The 23,021-nt window shown below is 64.0% G+C and carries 20 protein-coding genes; 8 read left to right on the top strand and 12 right to left on the bottom strand.

Annotation, left to right across the window (positions count from 1 at the left end):
* Positions 1–24 precede the first annotated feature (24 nt).
* Positions 25–825 (bottom strand): undecaprenyl-diphosphate phosphatase, encoded by an 801-nt coding sequence (locus RH950_RS03450; RefSeq protein ID WP_350053731.1) that lies wholly within the window; start codon positions 823–825, stop codon positions 25–27.
* Positions 826–1,179: 354 nt separating this feature from the next.
* Between RH950_RS03450 and RH950_RS03445 the strand changes: the two genes are divergently transcribed.
* From RH950_RS03445 to RH950_RS03435, 3 genes are read left to right on the top strand one after another with little or no spacing between them, the layout of a single operon-like run.
* Positions 1,180–2,622, top strand: coding sequence for an NAD(P)-dependent oxidoreductase (locus tag RH950_RS03445; protein ID WP_350053729.1), 1,443 nt, complete (start codon positions 1,180–1,182; stop codon positions 2,620–2,622).
* Positions 2,623–2,630: 8 nt separating this feature from the next.
* Positions 2,631–7,193, top strand: coding sequence for a glutamate synthase large subunit (gltB, locus tag RH950_RS03440; protein ID WP_350053727.1), 4,563 nt, complete (start codon positions 2,631–2,633; stop codon positions 7,191–7,193).
* The gene (locus tag RH950_RS03435; RefSeq protein ID WP_350053725.1) at positions 7,190–7,798 is read left to right on the top strand and encodes a glutathione S-transferase family protein; all 609 of its coding nucleotides are present in this window, start codon (positions 7,190–7,192) and stop codon (positions 7,796–7,798) included. Before gltB ends, RH950_RS03435 begins: the two co-directional genes overlap by 4 nt.
* Before the next feature lie 27 nt (positions 7,799–7,825).
* On the opposite strand, the gene RH950_RS03430 is transcribed toward RH950_RS03435, so the two are convergent.
* Positions 7,826–8,335: a lactoylglutathione lyase family protein gene (locus tag RH950_RS03430; RefSeq protein ID WP_350053723.1), complete on the bottom strand. Its 510-nt coding sequence runs from the start codon at positions 8,333–8,335 to the stop codon at positions 7,826–7,828.
* 99 nt (positions 8,336–8,434) lie between these two features.
* Between RH950_RS03430 and RH950_RS03425 the strand changes: the two genes are divergently transcribed.
* Positions 8,435–9,358: a LysR family transcriptional regulator gene (locus RH950_RS03425; RefSeq protein WP_350053721.1), complete on the top strand. Its 924-nt coding sequence runs from the start codon at positions 8,435–8,437 to the stop codon at positions 9,356–9,358.
* A 58-nt stretch (positions 9,359–9,416) separates the two neighbouring features.
* On the opposite strand, the gene RH950_RS03420 is transcribed toward RH950_RS03425, so the two are convergent.
* Entirely contained in the window at positions 9,417–9,884 is a 468-nt protein-coding gene (locus tag RH950_RS03420) for an Hsp20 family protein (protein WP_350053719.1), read from the bottom strand.
* A 225-nt stretch (positions 9,885–10,109) separates the two neighbouring features.
* Positions 10,110–10,328, bottom strand: coding sequence for a 50S ribosomal protein L31 (gene rpmE / locus RH950_RS03415; protein WP_350053717.1), 219 nt, complete (start codon positions 10,326–10,328; stop codon positions 10,110–10,112).
* 126 nt (positions 10,329–10,454) lie between these two features.
* Here rpmE and RH950_RS03410 point away from each other — a divergent pair, with 126 nt between their 5' ends.
* Positions 10,455–12,245: an ABC transporter transmembrane domain-containing protein gene (locus tag RH950_RS03410; RefSeq protein ID WP_350053715.1), complete on the top strand. Its 1,791-nt coding sequence runs from the start codon at positions 10,455–10,457 to the stop codon at positions 12,243–12,245.
* A 65-nt stretch (positions 12,246–12,310) separates the two neighbouring features.
* Entirely contained in the window at positions 12,311–12,595 is a 285-nt protein-coding gene (locus tag RH950_RS03405) for a GIY-YIG nuclease family protein (protein WP_350053713.1), read from the top strand.
* Between the two features lie 225 nt (positions 12,596–12,820).
* On the opposite strand, the gene RH950_RS03400 is transcribed toward RH950_RS03405, so the two are convergent.
* The 6 genes from RH950_RS03400 to efp all read right to left on the bottom strand — a co-directional run bounded on the left by RH950_RS03400 (position 12,821) and on the right by efp (position 20,489).
* Positions 12,821–14,413, bottom strand: a complete 1,593-nt coding sequence (locus RH950_RS03400; protein WP_350053711.1) for an OmpA family protein — start codon at positions 14,411–14,413, stop codon at positions 12,821–12,823.
* A 13-nt stretch (positions 14,414–14,426) separates the two neighbouring features.
* On the bottom strand, positions 14,427–15,563 hold the full coding sequence (locus tag RH950_RS03395) for a flagellar motor protein MotA (RefSeq protein ID WP_350053709.1): 1,137 nt from the start codon (positions 15,561–15,563) through the stop codon (positions 14,427–14,429).
* Between the two features lie 141 nt (positions 15,564–15,704).
* On the bottom strand, positions 15,705–16,778 hold the full coding sequence (locus RH950_RS03390) for an OmpA family protein (protein WP_350053707.1): 1,074 nt from the start codon (positions 16,776–16,778) through the stop codon (positions 15,705–15,707).
* 109 nt (positions 16,779–16,887) lie between these two features.
* A complete protein-coding gene (locus tag RH950_RS03385; protein ID WP_350053705.1) occupies positions 16,888–18,837 on the bottom strand; it encodes a methyl-accepting chemotaxis protein in 1,950 nt (649 codons plus the stop codon).
* Positions 18,838–19,046: 209 nt separating this feature from the next.
* On the bottom strand, positions 19,047–19,850 hold the full coding sequence (locus RH950_RS03380) for an inositol monophosphatase family protein (RefSeq protein ID WP_350053703.1): 804 nt from the start codon (positions 19,848–19,850) through the stop codon (positions 19,047–19,049).
* A 72-nt stretch (positions 19,851–19,922) separates the two neighbouring features.
* On the bottom strand, positions 19,923–20,489 hold the full coding sequence (gene efp / locus RH950_RS03375) for an elongation factor P (RefSeq protein WP_350053701.1): 567 nt from the start codon (positions 20,487–20,489) through the stop codon (positions 19,923–19,925).
* A gap of 227 nt (positions 20,490–20,716) precedes the next feature.
* Here efp and RH950_RS03370 point away from each other — a divergent pair, with 227 nt between their 5' ends.
* Positions 20,717–20,914 carry a type II toxin-antitoxin system HicA family toxin gene (locus RH950_RS03370; RefSeq protein ID WP_350053699.1) on the top strand — a complete coding sequence of 66 codons (198 nt, stop codon included), beginning with the start codon at positions 20,717–20,719 and terminating at the stop codon, positions 20,912–20,914.
* A gap of 13 nt (positions 20,915–20,927) precedes the next feature.
* Positions 20,928–21,251: a type II toxin-antitoxin system HicB family antitoxin gene (locus tag RH950_RS03365; RefSeq protein WP_350054244.1), complete on the top strand. Its 324-nt coding sequence runs from the start codon at positions 20,928–20,930 to the stop codon at positions 21,249–21,251.
* Positions 21,252–21,365: 114 nt separating this feature from the next.
* On the opposite strand, the gene thiE is transcribed toward RH950_RS03365, so the two are convergent.
* Positions 21,366–22,013, bottom strand: a complete 648-nt coding sequence (thiE, locus tag RH950_RS03360; protein WP_350053697.1) for a thiamine phosphate synthase — start codon at positions 22,011–22,013, stop codon at positions 21,366–21,368.
* A gap of 76 nt (positions 22,014–22,089) precedes the next feature.
* The gene (locus tag RH950_RS03355; protein ID WP_350053695.1) at positions 22,090–23,019 is read right to left on the bottom strand and encodes a class I fructose-bisphosphate aldolase; all 930 of its coding nucleotides are present in this window, start codon (positions 23,017–23,019) and stop codon (positions 22,090–22,092) included.
* Between the last annotated feature and the right edge of the window lie 2 nt (positions 23,020–23,021).

Raw genomic sequence — 23,021 nt, 5'->3', positions numbered from 1 at the left:
CCGATCCGGCACCAATGTGCGCCGTCAGGGGGCATAAACCAGATAGAGCAGCAGGGCGCCGAGCAGGATCCGGTAGACTACGAAGGGCATGAAGCCGGCGTGGCGCAGCCAGGCCATCATCAGGGTGATCGCAAGCAGGGCCGACGCGAAGGAGAGACCGACCGCCGTCAGGACGTCCCGGGTCAGGGCGACGTCACCGCTCTGCCACAGGTCGATGCCGGTCAGCGTGCCGGCGCCGGCGATGGCCGGAATGGACAGCAGCAGGGAGAAGCGGGCCGCATCGGCCCGCTCGAAGCCGAGGAACCGGGCCATGGTCATGGTGATGCCGGAGCGGCTGGTACCCGGGATCAGGGCAAGAACCTGTGCCATGCCGATCGCCAGCGCGCCGCCGTAGCTCATATGCTCGAGCCGCCGGACAGTCATGCCGACCCGGTCCGCGAAGCCGAGCAGCAGGCCGAAACCGAGCGTCGTCCAGCCGATAATTTCCACGCTGCGCAGCATGCCGCCGGCATATTTGGTGATCGCGAAGCCGGCGATGACGACGGGGATTGACCCGATAATGACCTGCAGCATCAGCCTGGTCCCCTGATCGACGCGGCCGCGCACCAGTTTCCAGAGGCCGGCGATCATCATCCCGATCTCGCGCCAAGCATAGACCATCACGGCGCCGAGCGTGCCGACATGGACGGCAACATCCAGCATCAGGCCCTGATCCTGCCACTGCATCATGAAGGGGACGAGAACGAGATGGCCGCTTGAGGAGATGGGCAGGAATTCGGTGATGCCCTGAACCAGGGCAAGAATGGCCAGATGAAGTATCGGCACCGTCGGGCTCCGGTCTTGATGTTGCCGAGGGGCGGTGAGGATGGATGGCGCAGCCGGGACCCCCGTTTCTCCGGCATGTGACAGAGGTAAGATTATAACATCCCGTTGTGACGTAAAGAATATTACACAAAGGTCCGAAAAGAGACTAAATATTGATCGCGCTTCGTGCATGCAGTTGTGCTCCACACATCGAGGCGATGATATAGAGGAAATTAGTCCTAACTATTGACCTTTCTCTCTTCTTTCCGTAGATAAGCGCTCCCCGATGAGGTATGGTGCCGTCAAAATGATAATTCGGGCGGCGCTACAAGCCTGAAGCGGACTAAGGCCCTTAGGGCCATGGGAGAGAGCGTAATGACCACCGACAGCATGCTGAAATTCGTCCAAACCGCGAAGCGGATGCCGGCCAAGCGCGCGGCGGATGCGCGCCGTCAGGATTTCGACGAGATCTATGACGAGTTCGTGACCGATCATGCTGCCGAACAGGCCGGCCGGTGCTCCCAGTGCGGCGTGCCCTATTGCCAGGTGCATTGTCCGCTGTCGAACAACATTCCGGACTGGCTGATGCTGACCGCCGAGGGCCGGCTCGAGGAAGCCTACGAGATCGCCAGCGCGACCAACAATTTCCCCGAGATCTGCGGCCGGATCTGCCCGCAGGACCGGCTTTGCGAAGGCAATTGCGTGATCGAGAAGGGGTTCGAATCGGTCACCATCGGCTCCGTCGAGAAATATATCACCGAGACGGCCTTCGAGCAGGGCTGGGTGAAGCCGGTCACACCGGTGCGCGAGCGTAGCGAAAGTGTCGCGATCATCGGCGGCGGTCCCGGCGGGCTGGCGGCGGCGGAGCAGCTCCGCAAGCGCGGCTACCAGGTGCATGTCTACGACCGGTACGACCGCATCGGCGGCCTGATGATCTATGGCATCCCGAACTTCAAGCTTGAGAAGGACGTCGTCCAGCGCCGGACGCGGGTGCTGGAGGAGAGCGGCATTCACTTCCATACCGGTGTCGATGTCGGCAAGGACATCACCGTGGCCGCGCTGCGCGAGAAACATCACGCCGTCCTGATCGCTACCGGCGTCTACAAGGCGCGCGACATGAAGTGCCCGGGCGTCGGTCTCGGCAATGTCCGTCCGGCGCTGGATTATCTGACCGCGTCCAATCGCAAGGGCCTCGGCGATAGTGTTCCGGCCTTCGAGGACGGCAGTCTGAATGCCGAGGGCAAGAATGTCGTCGTCATCGGCGGCGGCGATACCGCGATGGACTGCGTGCGCACGGCCATTCGCCAGGGGGCCAAATCGGTCAAATGCGTCTATCGCCGGGACAAGGCCAACATGCCGGGCTCCCAGCGCGAGGTGCAGAATGCCGAGGAAGAAGGCGTCGAGTTCATGTGGCTTTCCGCCCCCGAGGCCTTCACCGGCGACGGTGTCGTCGACGGTGTGCGCTGCCACCGTATACATCTCGGTGTGCCGGACGCGACCGGCCGCCAGGCCCCGGAAGTGGTTAAGGACAGCAGTTTCACGATACCGGCGGATCTGGCCATTCTGGCACTCGGCTTCGATCCGGAAGACATACCGACCATGTTCGGCGAGAAAGACCTCAAGGTTTCCCGCTGGGGCACGTTGTCGATCGATTTCTCGAGCATGATGACCAGTCTCGACGGCGTCTTTGCCGCAGGGGACATCGTGCGCGGGGCGTCCCTCGTGGTCTGGGCCGTGCGCGATGGCCGGGATGTTGCGGACCAGATTCACGCCTATATCGAGCAGAAGGCCCATGCCGTGCTCGATCGCGCTTCCTGAAGCCGAGGATGACCGACATGAAACAGGATAACCAATTCCCGATGACCGGTGGCGACGCCTTCGTGGCCGACTGGAAGGCGAATATGGAGCGGCTGCAGGCCGCCCACGCCTACAACCCGGCGGACGAGCACGAGAATTGCGGCGTCGGCTTCGTTGCCTCCATCGACGGCACGCCGCGCCGCGACGTGGTCGAGGCCGGCATCCAGGCGCTGCAGGCGATCTGGCACCGGGGCGCGGTCGATGCGGACGGCAAGACCGGCGACGGCGCGGGCATCCATCTGCAGATCCCGCAGGATTTCTTCCGCGAGCATGTCGAGCGTGCCGGGCAGGCGGTCGGCGACAGCCTGATCGCCGTCGGCATGGTGTTCCTGCCGCGGACCGATCTGGCGGCGCAGGAGCGCTGCCGCTGTATCGTCGAGGAAGAGATCCTCTCCCGCGGCTACAAGATCTATGGCTGGCGCCAGGTGCCGGTGAATGTCGAGGTGATCGGCGAGAAGGCGAACGCCACCCGTCCGGAAATCGAGCAGATCATGGTCTCCGGACCTGCCGGGGCGGATGAGATCAAGTTCGAGCGCGATCTCTACCTGATCCGGCGCCGGATCGAGCGTGCCGCGCTGGCCGAGAACATCACCGACTTCTACATCTGCTCGCTGTCCTGCCGGTCGATCATCTACAAGGGCATGTTCCTGGCCGAACAGGTTTCCGAGTTCTTCCCGGATCTGCTGGACAAGCGTTTCGTCTCCAACTTCGCCATCTATCACCAGCGCTACTCGACCAACACCTTCCCGGCCTGGCGTGCCGCCCAGCCGTTCCGCGTGCTTGCCCATAACGGCGAGATCAACACGCTGAAGGGCTGCTGGAACTGGATGCGCAGCCACGAGACCCGGATGGCCGTGGATACGTTCGGCGACGAGATCGAAGACATCAAGCCGGTGATCCAGGACGGCAGCTCCGACAGCGCCGCGCTGGACGCGGTGTTCGAACTGATGGTCCGGGCGGGTCGGTCTCTGCCCATGGTGAAGAGCATGATGATCCCGGAGGCGGTCGCCGATGGTGGCAACCTGACCCAGGAACTGCGTGACCTTTACGCCTATTGCAATGCTGTGATGGAGCCGTGGGACGGCCCGGCGGCGATTGCCGCTTATGGCGGGCACTGGGTGCTCGGCGGCATGGACCGGAACGGGCTGCGCCCGATGCGCTACAGCGTCACCGACAACGGCCTGCTGATCGCCGGGTCCGAAACCGGCATGGTCCGGATCAAGGACAAGAACATCATCGAGAAGGGCCGGCTCGATCCGGGCCAGATGATCGCGGTCGACCTGATTAGCGGCAAGCTCTACCACGATACCGAACTGAAGGCGCACATCGCCTCCTCACGTCCGTTCGGCAAGTGGATCAAGCAGAGCACGAAGATCGACAAGCTGATCAAGAGCCACCACGAGGAGAAGCCGGGTCTGGAGCGCGACGATCTGCGCCGCCGCCAGGTGGTTTCCGGCTGGTCGCTTGAGGATATGGAGCTGATCCTGCAACCCATGGCGGATGGCGGCAAGGAAGCCATCGGCTCGATGGGCGACGATACGCCGCTGGCGGTGCTCTCCGAGAAGTACCGCGGTCTGCACCATTTCTTCCGGCAGAATTTTAGCCAGGTGACGAACCCGCCGATCGACAGTCTGCGCGAGCGCCGGGTGATGACCCTGCGCACCCGTCTGGGCAATCTCGGCAACATCCTGGACGAGACCGAGGAGCAGTGCGAACACCTGCTGCTTGAATCCCCGGTCCTCTCGAATGCCGAGTTCCAGGCCATGCGGGACTATATGGGCGACACGGCGGAGGAGATCGACTGCACCTTCGACGTCTCCGGCGGCGACTCCGCGCTCGCGGAAGCCATCGACCGGATCCAGCGCGAGGCGGAAGACGCGGTGCGCGGCGGCTGCACCCATGTGGTGCTGTCGGACAAGGCGATCTGCTCCACCCGGGCGGCGATCCCGATGATCCTGGCCACCGGCGCCGTGCATTCCTATCTGGTGCGCCAGCAGCTCCGGACCTTCACCTCGATCAATGTGCAGACCGGGGAATGTCTCGACACGCATTATTTCTGCGTGCTGATCGGGGTCGGCGCCACGACGGTAAATGCTTATCTCGCCCAGGAAGCCATTGCGGACCGGCATGCAAGAGGCCTGTTCGGCGACAAGTCGCTCGACGCCTGTGTCGGCGCCTATCGCAAGGCCATCCAGGACGGCATCCTGAAGGTGATGTCCAAGATGGGCATCTCCGTCCTGTCCTCCTATCGTGGCGGCTATAACTTTGAGTCGGTCGGCCTGTCCCGGTCGCTGGTCGCCCGGTTCTTCCCGGGCATGTCCTCGCGGATTTCCGGCCTCGGCCTGCCCGGCATCCAGAAAAAGGCGCTGGAACAGCACCGCAAGGCGTTCGACGAAACCGTGGTGACGCTGCCGGTCGGCGGGCTCTACCGGTTCCGCCGCCAGGGCGAGCGGCACGCCTTCGATGGGCCGATGATGCATGCCCTGCAGCACGCGGTCGCGACGGACAGCTATCACCTCTACAAGAAGTACGCGAACGAGATCTACGCCCAGAAACCGGTGAATCTGCGCGATCTGCTCGGCTTCAAGCCGACCGGCGACGAAGTGGCGCTGGAGGACGTGTCGTCCATCACCGAGATCCGCAAGCGCCTGGTGGCGCCGGGCATCTCCCTCGGGGCGCTCAGCCCGGAGGCGCATGAGACCCTTTCCATCGCCATGAACCGGATCGGCGCCAAGTCGGATTCCGGCGAGGGCGGTGAGGACCCGGCACGCTTCAAGCCGCGGCCGAACGGCGACAACCCGAGCTCGGCCATCAAGCAGGTCGCGTCCGGCCGCTTCGGCGTCACGGCGGAATATCTGAACAATTGCCGCGAGATCGAGATCAAGGTCGCCCAGGGCGCCAAGCCGGGCGAGGGCGGGCAGCTGCCGGGCATCAAGGTCAATGCCATGATCGCCAAACTGCGGCATTCGACCGAGGGCGTGACCCTGATCTCGCCGCCGCCGCACCACGACATCTATTCGATCGAGGATCTGGCGCAGCTGATCTACGACCTGAAGCAGATCAACCCGGATGCGCGCGTCTGCGTGAAGCTGGTGGCCTCTTCCGGCATCGGCACGATTGCCGCGGGCGTGGCCAAGGCGAAGGCGGACACGATCCTGATTTCCGGCCATGGCGGCGGTACCGGCGCCAGCCCGCAGACCAGCATCAAATATGCCGGTATCCCGTGGGAAATGGGCCTTTCCGAAGTGCATCAGGTGCTCACCCTGAACCGGCTTCGGCACAAGGTCCTGCTGCGTGTCGACGGCGGTTTCCGGACCGGCCGGGACGTGGTCATCGGGGCCATCCTCGGGGCCGAGGAGTTCGGCATCGGCACCGCCTCGCTGGTGGCCATGGGCTGCATCATGGTCCGTCAGTGCCACAGCAACACCTGCCCGGTCGGGGTCTGCACCCAGGACCAGAGCCTGCGCGCCAAGTTCGACGGCACGCCGGAAAAGGTGATGAACCTGTTCTCCTTCGTGGCCGAAGAAGTCCGCGAAATTCTTGCCGAACTCGGTGTCCGGTCGCTGGAAGAAGTGATCGGCCGGACCGACCTGCTACATCAGGTCAGCCGTGGCGATCCGTCCCTCGACGATCTCGACCTGAACCCGATCCTGGTGCGCGCCGACAGCGGCGGGCTGCCGGTGATGAATGCGGTGGAAGGCCGGAACGAGGTGCCGGAGACGCTGGACGCGCAGATGATCAAGGATGCGCAGCCAGCGCTCGAGGGCGGCGAGAAGATGCAGCTCACCTACAACATCGCCAACACGCTGCGCGCCATCGGCACCAAGCTCAGCTCCCGGATCACCCGGAAATACGGCATGTTCGGATTGCAGCCGGGGCACATCACCGTGCGCCTGCGCGGCTCTGCCGGCCAGTCCCTCGGCGCTTTCGCGGTGCAGGGTTTGAAGCTGGAAGTGTTCGGCGATGCCAATGACTATGTCGGCAAGGGCCTTTCCGGCGGCACCATCGTCATCCGGCCGATGACGGCGGCGCCCTTTGCCTCGAACGAGAACACCATTGTCGGCAACACCGTGCTCTACGGGGCGACGGCAGGGCAGCTCTTTGCCGCAGGACAGGCAGGAGAGCGGTTCGCCGTGCGGAACTCCGGCGCCGATGCGGTGGTCGAGGGCTGCGGCTCGAACGGCTGCGAATACATGACCGGGGGCACGATCGTGCAGCTCGGCGCGGTGGGCGAGAACTTTGCCGCGGGCATGACCGGCGGCATGGCCTTCATCTACGATGCGGACGGCAGCTTCGAACGCAACGTCAATCCGGAATCGGTACTCTGGCAGCGGATCGAGACGGATTACTGGGAAGCGGCCCTGAAGCGTCTGGTGCAGGAACATGTGGAGCAGACCCAGTCCCGCTTCGCCGAGCGCCTGCTGATCAACTGGGGGCAGGAGATCGGCCAGTTCTGGCAGGTCGTGCCGAAGGAGATGGTGGCCCGGCTGCCGCAGCCGCTGAGCTATTCCAGCCGGGAGAAGCGGGCGTGAGCGGTCCCGCGTTCACGCTCTACGGCGACCGGCGCTCGGGCAATTGCCAGAAGATCGTCTTCGCCGCCGACTGGCTCGGCCTCGACTACAGGTTCGTCGATGTGGACGTCATGGCGGGCGAGAGCCGGACGCCGGAATTCCTGGCGGTGAATCCGGTCGGTCAGGTGCCGGTCGTGGTCTTCGACGACAGCCGCAGCCTGGCCCAGTCGAATGCGGTGCTGCTCTTCCTGGCGGAGAACACGGCGCTGCTGCCGCAGGACCCGTTCCTGCGGGCCAAGGTGAACGAGTGGCTGTTCTGGGAGCAGTACAGCCACGAGCCCTATGTCGCCGTCTGCCGGTTCCAGATGGTCTATCAGGGCAAGGGGCCCGGCGACCGCGAGGCCTGGCGGGTGGAGCGGGCCGAGGCGGCGCTGGACCATATGGACGCCCAGCTTGCGGGCAAGAGCTTTCTGGTCGGCGAGAGTCTCTCCGTGGCCGACATCGCCCTGCTTGCCTATACAAGGCTGGCAGGGGAGGGCGGCTTCGATTTGTCCAAGCGCCCGAACCTCACCGCCTGGATTGCCCGCTGCGAGACCGCGCTCGAGCTGCCCTCCGCGGCTGCCTGAAACTGCCCCTGCTACGTGCGAGGGCGATCAGCGGCCGGGCTGGGTATAGGCACCGGCCGAATAAGTCAGCTCATAGCTATGGCTGTAGATCTCGAAAACGATCCCGAAGGGATCCTCCACATAGACCATCCGGTACGGCTTATCGTTGGGAAAATACTCGCGGACAGGCATGCGCTGTTTGCCGCCGGCGGCGACAATACGGGCGAGCAGGCCTTCCAGATCGGGATCCTGGATCGCGAAATGAAAGGTGCCGTGGCGCCTGAAGTCGAGATTGTCCTCGGGGGCGTCGTTGCCCTCAAATTCGAAGAGCTCGATCCCGACCCGGTCGGCCGTCGCGAGATGCGCAATACGCAAGCGTTTCCAGCCCGGGCCAAATACATCGGTGCACATCTGCCCGATGTCGGTGGAATCCTCGACGATCTCGGTCGGCTCCATGATGACATAGAAGCCGAGGGTTTCGGCGTAGAACGCAACGGCTGCTTCAATGTCGGGGACCGATAATCCGATATGCGAAAACGAGCGGGGTGTTGGGAGCATGATGATGTCCTTCCGTTAGGGGTGGCATGGATATGGACATGCTGGTGAAGAACATTAAATAATGATTAGAATTATATTTAATAACATAATGTAATTATCATGCTGAACTCACGCTGGCTCCACACATTCGTCCTTCTGGCCGAAACCCGTCACTTCACCCGGGCCGCAGAGCTGTTGGGCATGACCCAGCCGGGCGTCTCCCAACATCTGCGCAAGCTTGAGGAACAGATAGGCCGACCTCTGATTTCGCAGGTCGGCAAGAGTTTCAGTCTTACGGCAGCGGGAGAGTCCGTGCTGGCCGTCGGGCAGCGGCGGCGCGAGGAAGAGAAGATCCTGCGCGACAGCATCTGGATTGATGACCCCGAGGTCGGCAACGTTCTTGTCGCCTGTTCCGGCAGCTTTGCCACGCTTCTCTTCCCGTCCTTCTTTCCCCTGATGGAGAAGGCGCCGGGTCTGGCCGTCCGGCTGGAAGCGATGCCGGAACCGCGCATTGTGGAAGAGGTCGTGGAGGGCAGATTCGATCTTGGCGTCGTCACCCGCCCGCCCGAGCATGTGCGCCTTGTCGCTGAACGGATCGGGAGCGAGGAGTTGTGTCTCGTCCTCCCGAAAGAATTCGCGGCCGGGGAGATTGCCTTCAGTCAGTTGGACAGGCTCGGCTTCATCGCGCATCCGGACGGATATGCATATGCGGATGCCCTGCTCTCGGCGAATTTTCCCGACGCGTTCAATGGTGCGGATCAGCTTCGTCTGCGCTCGTTCGTGAACCAGATCGGTCAGATCCCCGCGCCCATGGCGCACGGCTTCGGCTTCACGGTTTTGCCGCGGAGCGGAGTTGATTCCTTCCCTGAAAGGGAAAGGCTCTCGATTGCCATGCTTCCGCATGCGGTATGGCGGGATATCTGGCTGATCAGGCGCCGGGACCGCCGGATGGCCGCCCGGATGAAATCCATCACGGGCAGGATCCATGACGTTGCCGCCGGGCTGGCCGGCGACCATGGGGAGGTATCAGGCGCCAATAGATAGACACCCGGGCGTGCGGGCCCGGGTGTCTGTCACGTGGCGTGATTGAAAGCGGTGGAGGTTAAGCCGCTTTCTTGCCTTCGATGGCCTTCACGGACGGCCGCACCTCGATCTTGCGGGGCTTCGCCTCTTCCGGGATTTCACGCACTAGGGAGACGTGGAGCAGGCCATTCTCAAGAGCTGCGCCAGTCACCTTGATGAAATCGGCGAGCTCGAAGCGGCGCTCGAAGGTGCGCTCCGCGATGCCGCGATACAGGAACTCCCTGTCACTGCCGTCTTCGGCCTTTTCGACCTTGCCGGTGATGAGAAGCGAGTTCTGGTTCACCGTAACGTCGATATCCTGCTCGGCAAAGCCGGCAACCGCCATGGTGATGCGGTAATCGTCCTCGCCCACCTTCTCGATATTGTAGGGCGGGTAGGTCGGCTGGCTGTTGGTGGCCGGGGCGCGGAGCGCCGAGTCGGCCAGCTGCGCCATCCGGTCAAAGCCGATGGAGTTACGGAACATCGGGGAAAAATCGATCGTACGCATTGGGTCCATATCCTTTCCAAGCAACATGGTCGTCAATCTGTCACCCGCCTGATCGCAGGCCGGGTGGCGTTCCAGAAGCACCGTCCCGAAGCTGGCAACGGCGCCTGACAAGAATTTGGGAAGGCGTAAAATCGGATTCAAGAGGGAAATATGCAGAAATGAAAACGGGCGCCCCGAAGGACGCCCGTTTCAGTTTCCGCCGGCCGAAGCCTGCGGCAAATGGTCTTAGATGCCGAGATTGGCGAAACGCTTGTTGAAGCGCGCAACCTGGCCGCCGCTGTCGAGGATCCGGTGCTGGCCGGTCCATGCCGGATGGGTCAACGGGTCGACTTCGAGCCGAAGCACGTCGCCCTCTTTGCCCCAGGTCGACTGGGTCTGGTATTCGGTGCCATCGGTCATCACGACAGTGATCGCGTGATATTCGGGATGGATATCGGTCTTCATTTTTCGTACTCCTGCCCCCGAGCGTTCATGGGCGCGGGTATCAATCCGTGAATAAGAGCGCGACGATATAGAGGAGACAGGGACCGAACGCAAGGGCGAAGGGACCTGTTCTTACGGGAATCCGATATGAGCGAACAGAATAGCCGGCGCAAACTCGGCCCCCTGCGGGCCCTGCTGCCGTTCGTCCGGCCCTATCGGCTCCAGGTTGCCGGCGCGGCGGTGGCGCTGATTGTTGCCGCAGTCACCGTGCTGGCCATGGGCAACGGGCTGCGTTTGCTGGTCGACAAGGGCTTCTCGGCCGGCGATCCGGCTTTGCTGGACCGGGCGGTAATCGTCCTGATCGGCGTGGTCGTGCTGCTGGCAGGGTCGAGCTATGCCCGCTTCTTCCTGGTCTCCTGGATCGGCGAGCGGGTGGTGGCGGATATCCGCAAGGCGGTGTTCAACCACGTGATCTCCCTCAGCCCCGGCTTTTTCGAGACCACGCGGACCGGCGAGCTGCTGTCCCGCATCGCCACCGACACCACCCTGGTGCAGACCGTGGTCGGCTCCTCCGTCTCCATCGCCCTGCGCAACATGCTGCTGTTCTGCGGCGCGCTGGTCATGCTGCTGATCACCAGCGCCAAGCTGTCCGGCTTTGTCCTGCTGGTCGTGCCCATCGTGGTGGTTCCGATCATCGTGCTCGGCCGCAAGGTGCGGCGGCTGTCCCGCGACACCCAGGACCGGGTGGCCGATCTCGGCTCCTATGCGGAGGAAACCCTGTACGGCATCCGCGCCGTGCAGGCCTTCGCCCACGAGCCGGTGGACCGGGAACGGTTCGGCGCCCGGGTCGAGGACGCGCTGAGTGCCGCCCTCGGCCGGATCCGGGCCCGTGCGGCCCTGACCGCCATCGTCATCTCGCTGGTCTTCGGCTCCATCGCCGTGATTCTTTGGATCGGCGGCCGGGACGTTCTGGCCGGCCGGATCAGCGCCGGCGAGCTTTCCGCCTTCGTCTTCTATGCAGCGGTAGTCGCAGGCTCCACGGGAGCCCTCTCTGAGGTCCTTGGCGACCTGCAGCGGGCTGCGGGCGCCATGGAACGCCTGATGGGGCTCCTGCAGGCGGAGAGCGAGGTCTCCGCGCCGACCAATCCGGTGCCGCTGACCGATCCGGCGAAAGGACTGGTCAGCTTCGAGGATGTCGATTTCTGCTATCCGGCCCGTCCCGACATCCCGTCCCTGTCCGGCTTCACCGCGTCGGTGAAGCCCGGCGAGCGGGTTGCTATCGTCGGCCCTTCCGGCGCCGGCAAGTCGACCATCTTCCAGCTGCTGCTGCGGTTCTACGACCCGCAGGCGGGGCATATCCGGATCGACGGCGTCGATCTGACGGCAGCCGACCCGCGCGCCTTCCGCTCGCTGATCGGCCTGGTGCCGCAGGAACCGGTGATCTTTTCCGACAATGCGATGGAGAATATCCGCTACGGCCGCCCGGATGCGTCGGACGCCGAGGTCATCGCCGCTGCCGAGGTCGCGAATGCCTGGGGCTTTATCGACGCCCTGCCCGACGGCTTCACCACCCATCTCGGGGAGAAGGGCGTCCGCCTCTCCGGCGGCCAGCGCCAGCGCATCGCCATTGCCCGCGCCGTCCTGCGCGATCCGGTCATCCTGCTGCTCGACGAGGCGACCAGCGCGCTCGACGCGGAAAGCGAGCGGGCCGTGCAGAAGGCGCTGGAAGCGATCATGCCGGGCCGCACCACGCTGGTGATCGCCCACCGCCTGGCCACGGTGCTGAAGGCGGACCGGATCCTGGTGCTGGAAGACGGCCGCCTGATTGCCGAGGGCAAGCATGCCGAGCTGCTGGAAAGCAGCCCGCTCTACCGCCACCTGGCCGAGCTGCAATTCGCGGATTCGGCGGCAGCGGGGATGGCGATCTCGGCGGAATAGGGGGGGCTTTCCATGGATGGCGCGCTCAATCCAGAAAATGGCTCTCTTCTGCCCATGAGCGAGCCATGCAGCCGTGCGTCTATATCCTCGCCAGCAAACGGAACGGCACGCTTTATATCGGTGTGACGTCCGATCTGACGCGTCGCATCGCACAACACAGGATTGGCTCCGTTCCCGGATTCACCTCCCGACATGGTGTGACGCGGCTGGTGTTTCTCGAGCTGCACGACCGGATGGAGGGCGCAATCCAGAGGGAACGGCAGCTAAAGGAATGGAGGAGGGCCTGGAAGATCAGGCTGATCCAGAAGGCCAATCCGGAGTGGCGGGATCTCTATGAGCATCTGTTCTAGAGCAGCGGCGTCAGGAGCGCGGCGAAGACGGAGCCGTGGATCCCGACCTGCGTCGGGATGACGGTGATTGTGATGACGAATCACAAGCAGCCATAAACTTCAATCTACATCCAGCCTACTCCGTCATCCCGACGGAGGTCGGGATCCATGGATGGCGGGCGTGGTTCTGTGATCGCAAAGATCCCGGCTCTTTGGCCGGGATGACCCAGCGGTGAAATGAGCATTTTACCGCTGGGTCAGCTTCATCTCGATGCGGCGGTTCCGGCGGTTGCCGATCTCGTCCTTGCGCTCGTCGATCGGCTGGAACTCGCCATAGCCTGTGGCGGAGAGCTTGCCGGCCGGGATGCCTTCCGAGATCAGCGTCTGCACGACTGAAATCGCGCGGGCGGCGGAGAGGTCCCAGTTGTTCTTGAAGCGCTCGTTGAAGATCGGTACCGGGTCCGTGTGACCCTCGACCTGCAGGATCCAGTCGATGCCTGTCGGGATCTTCGCGGCGATGTCCTTCAGCTCGTCGGCGAACTGGCGGAGCTGGATTTCGCCCGCCGGGCCGATCTGGTCCGAGCCGCTGTCGAACAGCACCTCGGACTGGAAGACGAACCGGTCGCCGACGATGCGAATATTCTGCCGGTCGCTCAGAACCTCGCGCAGGCGGCCGAAGAATTCCGAGCGGAAGCGGGCCAGTTCCTGCACCTTGGTCGCAAGTGCCCGGTTCAGCTTGGCACCCAGATCGACGATCTCGACCTTCTGTTCCTTGTTCTTCGCCTCGAGCGCGTCCATCGCCTCCTGCAGGGCGAGCAGCTGCTGACGCAGCGCCAGCATCTGCCGGTTCAGCAGGGCGACGGCGTCCTGGGCCTTGGCGGACAGTTCCTTTTCCGCGCCGAGGGCCGCGGCGGTCTCGTTGAAATTGGCGGTCAGCTCCGACAGCCGGACGTCGCGCTCGGCGATCTCCTTCTGCTGCAGCAGGGTGCGTTCCTGGCTTTCGTTGAGCTCGGCGGTCAGCTCCTTGCTGCGGTCCCGGACCTGGCTCATCTCGGCGACCAGGGCGTCGATTCGCTGCTTGCGCTCCTCGGCGCTCAGCTCGGCCGCCGCGCGCTGCTCTTCGCTCTGGCTCAGGGTCTTCTGCAGGGCCAGCTTCTGGGCGGCCAGATCCGCGACCTCCGATTCCAGGTCCTGGCGGGCCTGTTTCAGGGCGACCAGATCGCGGCGCAGGCTTTCCAGGTCCTTGAGCTGCGCCTTGATGGTCTCCCGGTCCGCGGCGATCACCCTGAAGGCATCCTCGAGACCGGCAGTGACCTCGTCCCGTTCCGCCCTGGCAAGGGCCATGTCGGTCTCGACCGAGCGCAGCTTGGCCATCAGGGCGTCGCGCTCGCTCAGCACCTCGGTCAGCCGTTCATTCAGGCCGGCCCGGCCGTTCTCCAGCTCGGTCAGGCGCTGCGTCATCGCGGCCTTGTCGCGCACGGCCTCGGCCAGCCGGTCCTCCAGCCGCTCGCTCTGCGCGGCCAGCTGGGTGACCTGCTGGCTCAGCGCGTCGCGGCTGGCGATGGAGGCCTGCAGCTCGGTGGAGAGCTGGGCGACATTGAGCCGGAGCTCGGTGTTGGTTTCCCGTTCCAGGTTGAGCAGCTCGGACAGCTCCGAGATCTGCGCCTCGAGCCGGTGCAGGGCCTCGTCCCGGCCGGACAGGGCCTGGGTCAGGTAGAATTGCGAGACGATGAACACCATCAGCACGAAGATGATGACCATCAGCAGCGTGGCGAGCGCGTCGACGAATCCCGGCCAGATGTTGGTTTCGCGCATCGAGGCGCGGCTGCGGGCGGACATGGCCGCGGCTCCCCTAGCGCTCTTCTTCGGCGAGCGCGGCGATGGTCCGGGCGACCAGGCGGATTTCCTGGCGGATTTCCTCCACGGTCCGGTTCCGGCCCTCGGCACTGTCCTCGACCAGGCGGGCGATATAGGCCTCGATATTGCGCAGATGGCTGCGCATCAGCTCGTCCCGGCCGCTGGTCTGGCTCTCGGCGATCCTGGCCAGCACCGGCCGGATTTCCAGCTGGGCCTCGCCGATCTTCCGCATCAGGTCCTGGTCGCTGCGCATCTGGTCGACCAGGGTGCCGAGCTTCTCGTTCAGGCTCATCAGGTTGGTATTGGCCTGGCGCCGGTCGTCCTCGCTGCGCAGGATGACCCGCTGCAGCTTGTCGAGAGAGTCCGCCGTCTGTTCCCAGAGCGCGGTCTGGTAGGCGCTGGCGGAATGTTCCCCGTCCGCCAGCACGCCGCCGCCGGAGCTGAGCCGGGTCAGGCCGGAGAGCCATTCCTCGAGGTCGTTGTAGAACCGGTTCTGGGCCTGTCCGAGCTGCAGCTCCATGAAGCCGAGGACGAGCGAGCCGGCGAGCCCGAAAAGGGACGAGCTGAAGGCGGTCGCCATGCCGTTCAGCGGTGATTCGAGGCCGTTCTTCAGGTCACCGAAGACGCTGCCGATATCGCCGCTTTCGATGCTCAGGCTGCCGATCACGGTGCCGACGGCGCCGACCGTCTGCAACAGGCCCCAGAATGTGCCGAGCAGGCCGAGGAAGATCAGCAGGCCGACGATGTAGCGGGAGATGTCGCGGCTTTCCGCGAGCCGGGAATCGATGCTGTCGAGCAGCGAGCGCAGGGATATGGCGGACAGGCTGACCCGGTCGTCCCGGCGCTCGCCCAGCATGGTTGCGACCGGGGCCAGCAGGGCCGGGGCCTGCTGCATGGAGAGGCCGGGCTGGCCGGACCGGTAGGACTCGATCCAGGCGACCTCCGGGCCGAGCGACATGACCTGGCGGACGACATAGAGCACGCCGATGGCCAGGGTGGCCAGGATCATGCCGTTGAGCGCGGCATTCGCCATGAAGGCATCCAGCAGCGCGCCGACCAGAAGCACGGCGACCACAGTGACAAGCGCAAGGAAGATCGCCATCCGGACAAGAAAACGCGTGGGTTTGGTCACCTGATCGATCCCGTGATTTTGGCCTGGCTTGGCCGTTTGAGCTTTATGTCCCGGCTGCCTGTCCGGTCGTATGAACGAGAAATACGGCCAATTTCCGGCCGCCGGCATTTCTCCTCGGCATCCTGTCCGTCATGGTTCCGGTCAGCGGCTGATCAGGGTCAGATCGACACGGTCAGGTGCCCCGTCCGGGGCCTGGTTGCCGAGGGCGCGCACATCCATCCGGGTGCTGGCGACGCCCTTGCCGATCAGGTAGGAGCGCACTTCCAGAGCGCGGGAGAGGGACAGCCGACGGGCCTTGGCTTCGGAGCGTTCCCCGGCACTGGCATAGGCCAGCAGCTGGACCCGCATCGCCGTGTCCGCCTTCATTTTCTGCGCCACGTCATCCAGCGTGCCCTCGGCGTTCGCCGGCAGGGATTTTGCGTCGGTGCCGAAGGCGATGCTGATGGCGCTTCCGGCGGAAGCCTTTGGCGCCGGTGCGGCGGCTTTTGGGGCCGGCGCGGCGGCAGCAACCCGTTTCGCCGGCTCCGGTGCCTTGGCGGCCGGCGCTGCAACGGCCGGCGCCGTGATCGCCGGTGGTGGCGGGGGGACGACGGCTTTCGTGCGGGTGGCTGCCTTGGGGGCGTTGGGGATCTCGATATCCGGGATTCTGGTTTTCGTCTCCGGCGCCTTGGGGGCCGGGGCGGGAATCATGACCTTCGCGGCCGGCGCAACGATCGGCGCCGCGCTCCTGGCCGCTGCCGGTGCGTTCGGGATCGGTGCGGCGACCCGGGCCGGGGCAGGCACGCTCGGGGTCACGATTGCCGGAGCCGGGGTCCCGGCCGTGCTGCGCGCGGACGGCAATGCCGGCTGCCGGGGGGCACTGGTACGTGGCTGGGTAATCGGTCCGGAGGCCAGCGAGCGGCTGGTCCTGCTGATGGTCGGCCGCGTCGGCGGCGGCATCGGGGCGCCGCGGGACACAACAGCGCGTGTTTCACCCGGCAGGGGCAGAGGCGCATCTGCGAGCGCCGTGCCGCGACGGATATCGGCCCGCAGCATGCCGGCAACGGTCGGCGGCGCGCCGAGCTGGTCGAGCACATCGAGATTGACTTCGACCGACCCGCCGGAGCCGCCGATATAGATTGTGTCCTGACCGGATGCCGGTGTGGCCGACAGCCCGATCAGGCCCGCGAGGAGAAGAAACACCGGGCAATTGCCCCGGGAAGTTGATCCGGCCATGTCAGTGCGTCCTCGGGTAGAGGGTTAATTTCACCGATGACCTTATCGCAACAGGCCTTTTCGCGACAACCGCCTATCCTGCGAACCGCCCGCATTGCCCCCTGGCCGGTCAGGCGGCCCGGACCGATTGCAGGAAATCCTTGATGCGCTGACCGAGACTCGAGGATTTCTCGTTCATCTCGGACGAGGCACCGAGCACATCGCCGGCCATTCGGCTGGTGTTTCGCGAAGCCTCGCCGACGAAACCGACATTCTGGCTGACATCCTGCGCCGCGGTGGCGACATCCTCGATGTTCCGGGAGATGTCCTGGGTGGCCGCATTCTGTTCCTCGACAGCAGCGGCGATGGAGCCGGTGATGTTCTCCATTTCCCCGACCTTGGCGACGATGGAGCGGATGGCGTCAACCGCGCCCGAGGTGCGTTCCTGGATGGCGCCGATCTGGGCCGCGATGTCCTCCGTGGCCTTTCCGGTCTGTCCGGCAAGATTCTTCACTTCCGAGGCGACCACCGCGAAGCCCTTCCCGGCCTCGCCGGCGCGGGCGGATTCGATCGTCGCATTCAGCGCCAGCAGGTTGGTTTGCTCCGCGATCTCGCGGATCAGGGTGACGATCTCGCCGATCCGGCCTGTGGCCTCGTTCAGCTCGTCGATCACGGTGGAGGTGTCGTCTGCCTGCCGCGCCGCATCGGTGGCCACGGCCGTCGCATTGGCCACCTGCGAGGAGATTTCGGCGATTGAGGCAGACAGCTCCGTGGTCGCGGTAGCGACGGTCTGGACATTCGCGGTGGTCTCTTCCGTGGCGCTGGCAACGGCGGTTGCGCGGTTGCCGGAATCCGATGCCGTCTCGGTCATTTCCGCCGAAGTGCTCTGCAGCGTGGCGGCCGCAGCTGACAGGGCGTTGAGCAATTCCCCGACATCGCCGTCGAACGAGGATGTCAGCGCGTCGACGTCGCTGGCGCGCTTCCGCTCCCGCTCCTGGCGCGCATCGGATTCGGCCTGCATCTCATCGTTCCGGATCATGTTGTCCTTGAAGACCTGCACGGCCCGCGCCATTTCGGCGATCTCGTCCTTGCCCCGCACGGGCACCTCGATGGACTTGTCGCCCTCCGCCAGCCGGTGCATCTGGGCGGACAGGTTCCCGATGGGCCGGCTGATGGAGCGGCCGACGATCAGGCCGATGGCAAAGACAGCGCCGCCGATGATCACGATAAAGATCTCCGTGAGGATGAGCGCCTGCTCATCGGTCGCGGCTACGTCCGCGGTTAAGGCGGCGTATTGGCTGCTGATATTCGCGTGCAGTTCCTCGAGCAGCGGCGAAGCCTCGGCGTAGAGTGCCGAAAGATTCTTGGTCTGTTGGCCGACCGTCAGCGTCATTTCCGCGAGATTTCCGAACCGCGTCTTGTAGGCCTCGAGTTTGGCCTGGATCTCGGTCTTGATCGCGGCGTCGATTTGCGACTTGGTTCCGAGGATTTCGGTGAATTCCGCAATCCGGTCCGACAGCCGCCCGATGTATTTCGGATCCTGACGAATAATGAAGTCTTTCTCGTGCCGGCGCATCATCAGCAGCTTGACCATGAGGTCGTCGCTCGCGTTCTCCTTGATCAGGGTTTCCGCCTCGTGCACGGCGCCACGCAGCGCCCCCCGGAACCCCGATTTCTCGTCGAAACCGATTTGCTGCCAGTTGGCGCTGACCTCCACGAATTGGGCTTGGTACGCATCGTAGGTCTTCTCGACGCCCTCGAGAATCGCGGCGTTGGTCTCATTCACCTCGCCTTTGAGGCTGGCGAGGATGGTTTTGACCTCCGTCGAGATCTTCGCATGTCGGTCGATATATTTAGGGTCGAGCCGCAGCAGGAAATCCTTCTCGCTCCGGCGCGCCAGCAGGAAGAGTTCGGAGACCGCCTGTGCCCGTTCCAGTCGGCTCAGTTCAGCCTTCTGGCGTTCCGCGCCCGTGGTGCGCACGGATTGGCCCCAGAGGATAACGGAGCCGATTACGATAAAGCCGATGAGAGCGACTACGCTGATAAGCAGAACGCGCTGCGCGATGGAAAACCTATGCAATTCATATCTCCCGATTTTGCGCGGGCGACCATGCGCCTGCGAATCACGACACAGCGAACAGGGCGGAATTGCGTAAACAAAAGGTGAATAAAATAATATTAAAAATTGTTAGAATCATATCCTTATGCGACGAAAAACAAATCACCGAGTTTCGGCTTCGGGGTGCAATTATCGGCCCGGTTTCGCCCGGTCGAGCGCAACAATCGGACTCAGGCCTTCGTCGCGTCCCGCAAAACTTTCAGAAGTCTGCCGTGAACCTGGTCGTTGGCGGCAACGACCTCGCCGGATTCCAGAGCCTTGTCGCGGTTCCGGTAATCGGTGCAATAGCCGCCCGCTTCCTTCACGATCAGCAGGCCCGCTGCAATATCCCACGGGCTGAGGCCGCGTTCCCAATAGCCGTCATAGCGCCCGGCCGCCACATAGGCGAGGTCGAGCGCGGCGGCGCCGAGGCGGCGTACGGAGGAGCAGCGGGTCATCACCGCTTCGAGCTGCTTCAGATAGGATTCGTGATCGGTGCCGCGCAGGGTCGGAATGCCGGTGGCGAAAACGCTGTCCTCGAGGTTTCGGCGCGCCGAAACACGCAGGCGGCGGTCGTTCAGGTACGCGCCCTTGCCCTTTTCCGCCCAGAACAGCTCGTCCCGGGTCGGCTCGTAGATCACGGCGGAGACGATCTCGCCTTCTTCCTCGAGGGCGATGGAAATCGCGAAATGCGGGATGCCGTGCAGGAAATTCGTGGTGCCGTCCAGCGGATCGATGATCCAGCGCCGCTTCAGCTCGTCCTTGCTCTCGATCTCCTTGCCTTCCTCGAGCAGGAAACCGTAGTCGCGCCGGGCATATTTCAGCGTGTCGACAATGGTGTTTTCCGCCGCGGTATCGGCGTTCGAGACGAAATCGGCCGGGCCCTTTTTCGAGACCTGGAGCTGCTCGACCTCGTTGAAATCGTGCAGCAGCTGGCGGGTCGCCTTCATGGCGGCCTTCACCATCACGTTGATTGCGGGCGAACGGGTCGCCATGGTCTCTCCAGTTCAAACAGGGTCGGGGCGATGCGGGCTATCCCGGCATCCAGCCTTGGTTAAATGTCGGCCTCAGTCTTTGGCGCGTTCGACATAGGTGCTGTCTTCGGTCCGCACGACGACGCGGGTGCCGCTTTCGATATGCGGCGGCACCAGGATCTTCACGCCGTTTTCCAGCATCGCCGGCTTGTAGGACGAGGAGGCGGTCTGCCCCTTCACCACGGCGTCGGCCTCGACGATCTCGAGCACGACGGTTTCCGGCATCTGCACGGAAAGCGGCTCGCCCTCGTGGCTCTCGATCTGCACTTCCATGCCGTCCTGCAGGAAGACCACATTGTCGCCGAGCAGATCCCGCGAGATCTGGGTCTGCTCGTAGGTCTCGTTGTCCATGAAGGTCAGCAGCGCGTCCTCGGCGAACAGGAACTGGGCCGACCGCTGCTCCAGACGCACGCGCTCGACCTGCTCGTCGGCGCGGAAGCGCTCGTTCAGCTTGGTGCCGGACCGGATGTCCTTCAGCTCGACCTGGTTGAAGGCGCCGCCCTTGCCGGGTTTCACGGCCTGGGTCTTCATGGCGACCCACAGGCGGTCCTTGTGTTCGATGACATTACCGATGCGGATGGCGTTACCGTTGATTTTCATATCTCTGTCCGTCGAGCTGTCGCGGTGTCCGGCGTCGCGCGAATCCGCGCGGACGCACACTGGGTCAGGTGCGGCGCGCTTTTATCAGGTTGCGCGGGGGAAGTCTATTGGTGGCGGTCCTGCAGAAATTGCATGCGTCGCAGATGCTTGCATAAAGTGCTATCGCTTTATATTGAGATATGAATAACCGGCACCGGAAAAACCTCGGGCTCGTTTTCTCGGAACCCGTGCCGGGAACTTTGGAATGGTCGGCGATCGAAGCGCTTCTTGTCGCCGCCGGGGCCCGCCTCATCGAGGGGCGCGGCTCCAGGGTCCGGTTCGAGAAGGATGGTGAGATCGAGACGTTTCACCGGCCGCATCCGGCGAAAGAAGCCAAGCGCTATCAGGTGCGGGCGGCGCGGCGCTTTATGGACGTATTGGAGTGACTCCGTGAAGAACATGATGCGCTACAAAGGATACGCCGCGCGGATCGACTATGACGACGAGGACGGCATCCTCGTCGGCCGGATCGCGGGCATTCGGGACGGTGTCGGCTTTCATGCGGAGACTGTCGAGGGTCTGAGGGCGGCTTTCGAGGAGGCGGTCGATGACTACCTCGAGACCTGCGCCAGGGTCGGCAAGGAGCCGCAGAAAGCCTATTCCGGCAAGATGATGTTCCGGGTCGATCCCGAGACGCATCGCAAGGCCGCGCTGGCTGCGGAACTGGCTGGCAAGAGTTTGAACCAGTGGGCGGAAGAGGTTATCGACAAGGCGGCTTCGTGAGCGGCTGTGTCCCTCCCGCACGGCTTGGGAGACATGCGGTGTGGAGAGCTAAAGCGGCTCTCCATCTTGCTGCTGAAGTTAAGAGCCTGACAGCTTTATGGCGAGATCGAGCGGTTAAGCTGACGCAGGAGCCATCAGCTCCTCAAACGCCTTCACCGCCGCCGCCGGTCCCTCCGGATGCTTCCACACCGCCGTAATCACGGCGAGGAAATCCGCGCCGGCATTGATCAGCGGCTGCGCGTTTTCGAGGGTGATGCCGCCGATGGCGACGCAGGGCACGGTGGTGGAACCGGCCCAGCTTTCCAGGGTCTCGATCTCTGCGTGGTGCAGGATCTCCTTGGTCTCGGTCGGATAGAAGGCGCCGAAGGCGACATAGTCGGCCAGGGCTTCCGCCGCTTCCATGGCCAGATGCAGGGAGTTGTGGCAGGTCACGCCGATCATGGCCTCGTCGCCGAGGATCCGGCGGGCTTCCGCATAGGGCGTGTCCTGCTGGCCGATATGCACGCCGTCGCAGCCCGTCAGCAGGGCGAGATCCGGGCGGTCGTTCATCAACAAGGGCACGCCGCGCTCGTGGCAGACCGGCAGCAGGGCTTCGGCGGCCCGCTTGATCTCGTCGTCGGAGACTTCCTTCAGACGGAGCTGCAGGCAGGCGACCGGTCCGGCATCAAGGGCGGCGGCGAGGTCTTCCGCAAAGGCATCGATCTCGATCTTCGGCGGGGTGATCAGGTACAGCTCGCAGCTCGGCTCGGACTTGGCGGACATCGTTTTTGCCTCTGGATGTGAAAACGGCGCCCGCCCTTACGAGCGGGCGCCGCGTCTAAGCGGTATGGGGCGAGGTTTACGCCTTGCCCTTGTAGATGTCGATGATGGTGTTCAGCATCGCCATGGCTTCCTCGCGCGGACGCTGGAAGGTGTTGCGGCCGATGATGGAGCCGTTGGCCCCGCCATCGCGCAGACCGCGGATCTCGTTGTAGAGACCGTCCAGATCCTTCGCTTCGCCGCCGGAGAAGACGACGATGCGGCGGCCGTTGAAGCAGGACTGCACAACATGTTCGATGCGCTCGGCCATGGTGCCGATGGCGATCTTGTTGGCTTCGTAGGACTTCTTGGCGGCGTCCAGCTCAAGATGCTCGGTCGGCGGCTTCACCTTGATGATGTGGGCGCCGAGCAGGGCGGCCATGTGGGCGGCATAGGCGCAGATATCGACCGCCGTTTCGCCCTTCTTGGTGAGATCGCCGCCGCGCGGATAGGACCAGACCACGACCGCGAGGCCGTATGCCTTGGCTTCTTCCGCCATTTCCCGGATCTGCCCCATCATCTCGAAGGCATTGTCGGAGCCCGGATAGATGGTGAAGCCGATGGCGGAGCAACCGAGACGCACGGCTTCCTGCACGGAGCCGGTGATGGCCTGGCTCGGTCCGTCCTTGTCGCGGGCGAGGCTGTTGGAGCTGTTCACCTTCATGATCGTCGGGATCTGGCCCGCGAAACTGTCGGCACCGGCCTCGATCATGCCGAGCGGAGCGGCATAGGCGGACAGGCCGGCATCGATCGCCAGCTTGAAATGGTAGTGCGGATCATAGGCATCCGGGTTCGGCGCGAAGCTGCGGGCCGGGCCGTGCTCGAAGCCCTGGTCGACCGGCAGGATGACGAGCTTGCCGGTGCCGCCGAGCTTGCCCTGCATCAGGATGCGGGCGAGGTTGGCTTTCGTGCCCGGACAATCGCTTTCGTAATTGTCGAGGATACGCTTGACGCGTTGGGTGATTTTCATCG

Origin of the sequence: Nisaea sp. (assembly GCF_040217065.1) — a bacterium.
Taxonomy (GTDB): domain Bacteria; phylum Pseudomonadota; class Alphaproteobacteria; order Thalassobaculales; family Thalassobaculaceae; genus Nisaea.
This window is presented reverse-complemented; position numbering and strand designations above follow the sequence as displayed.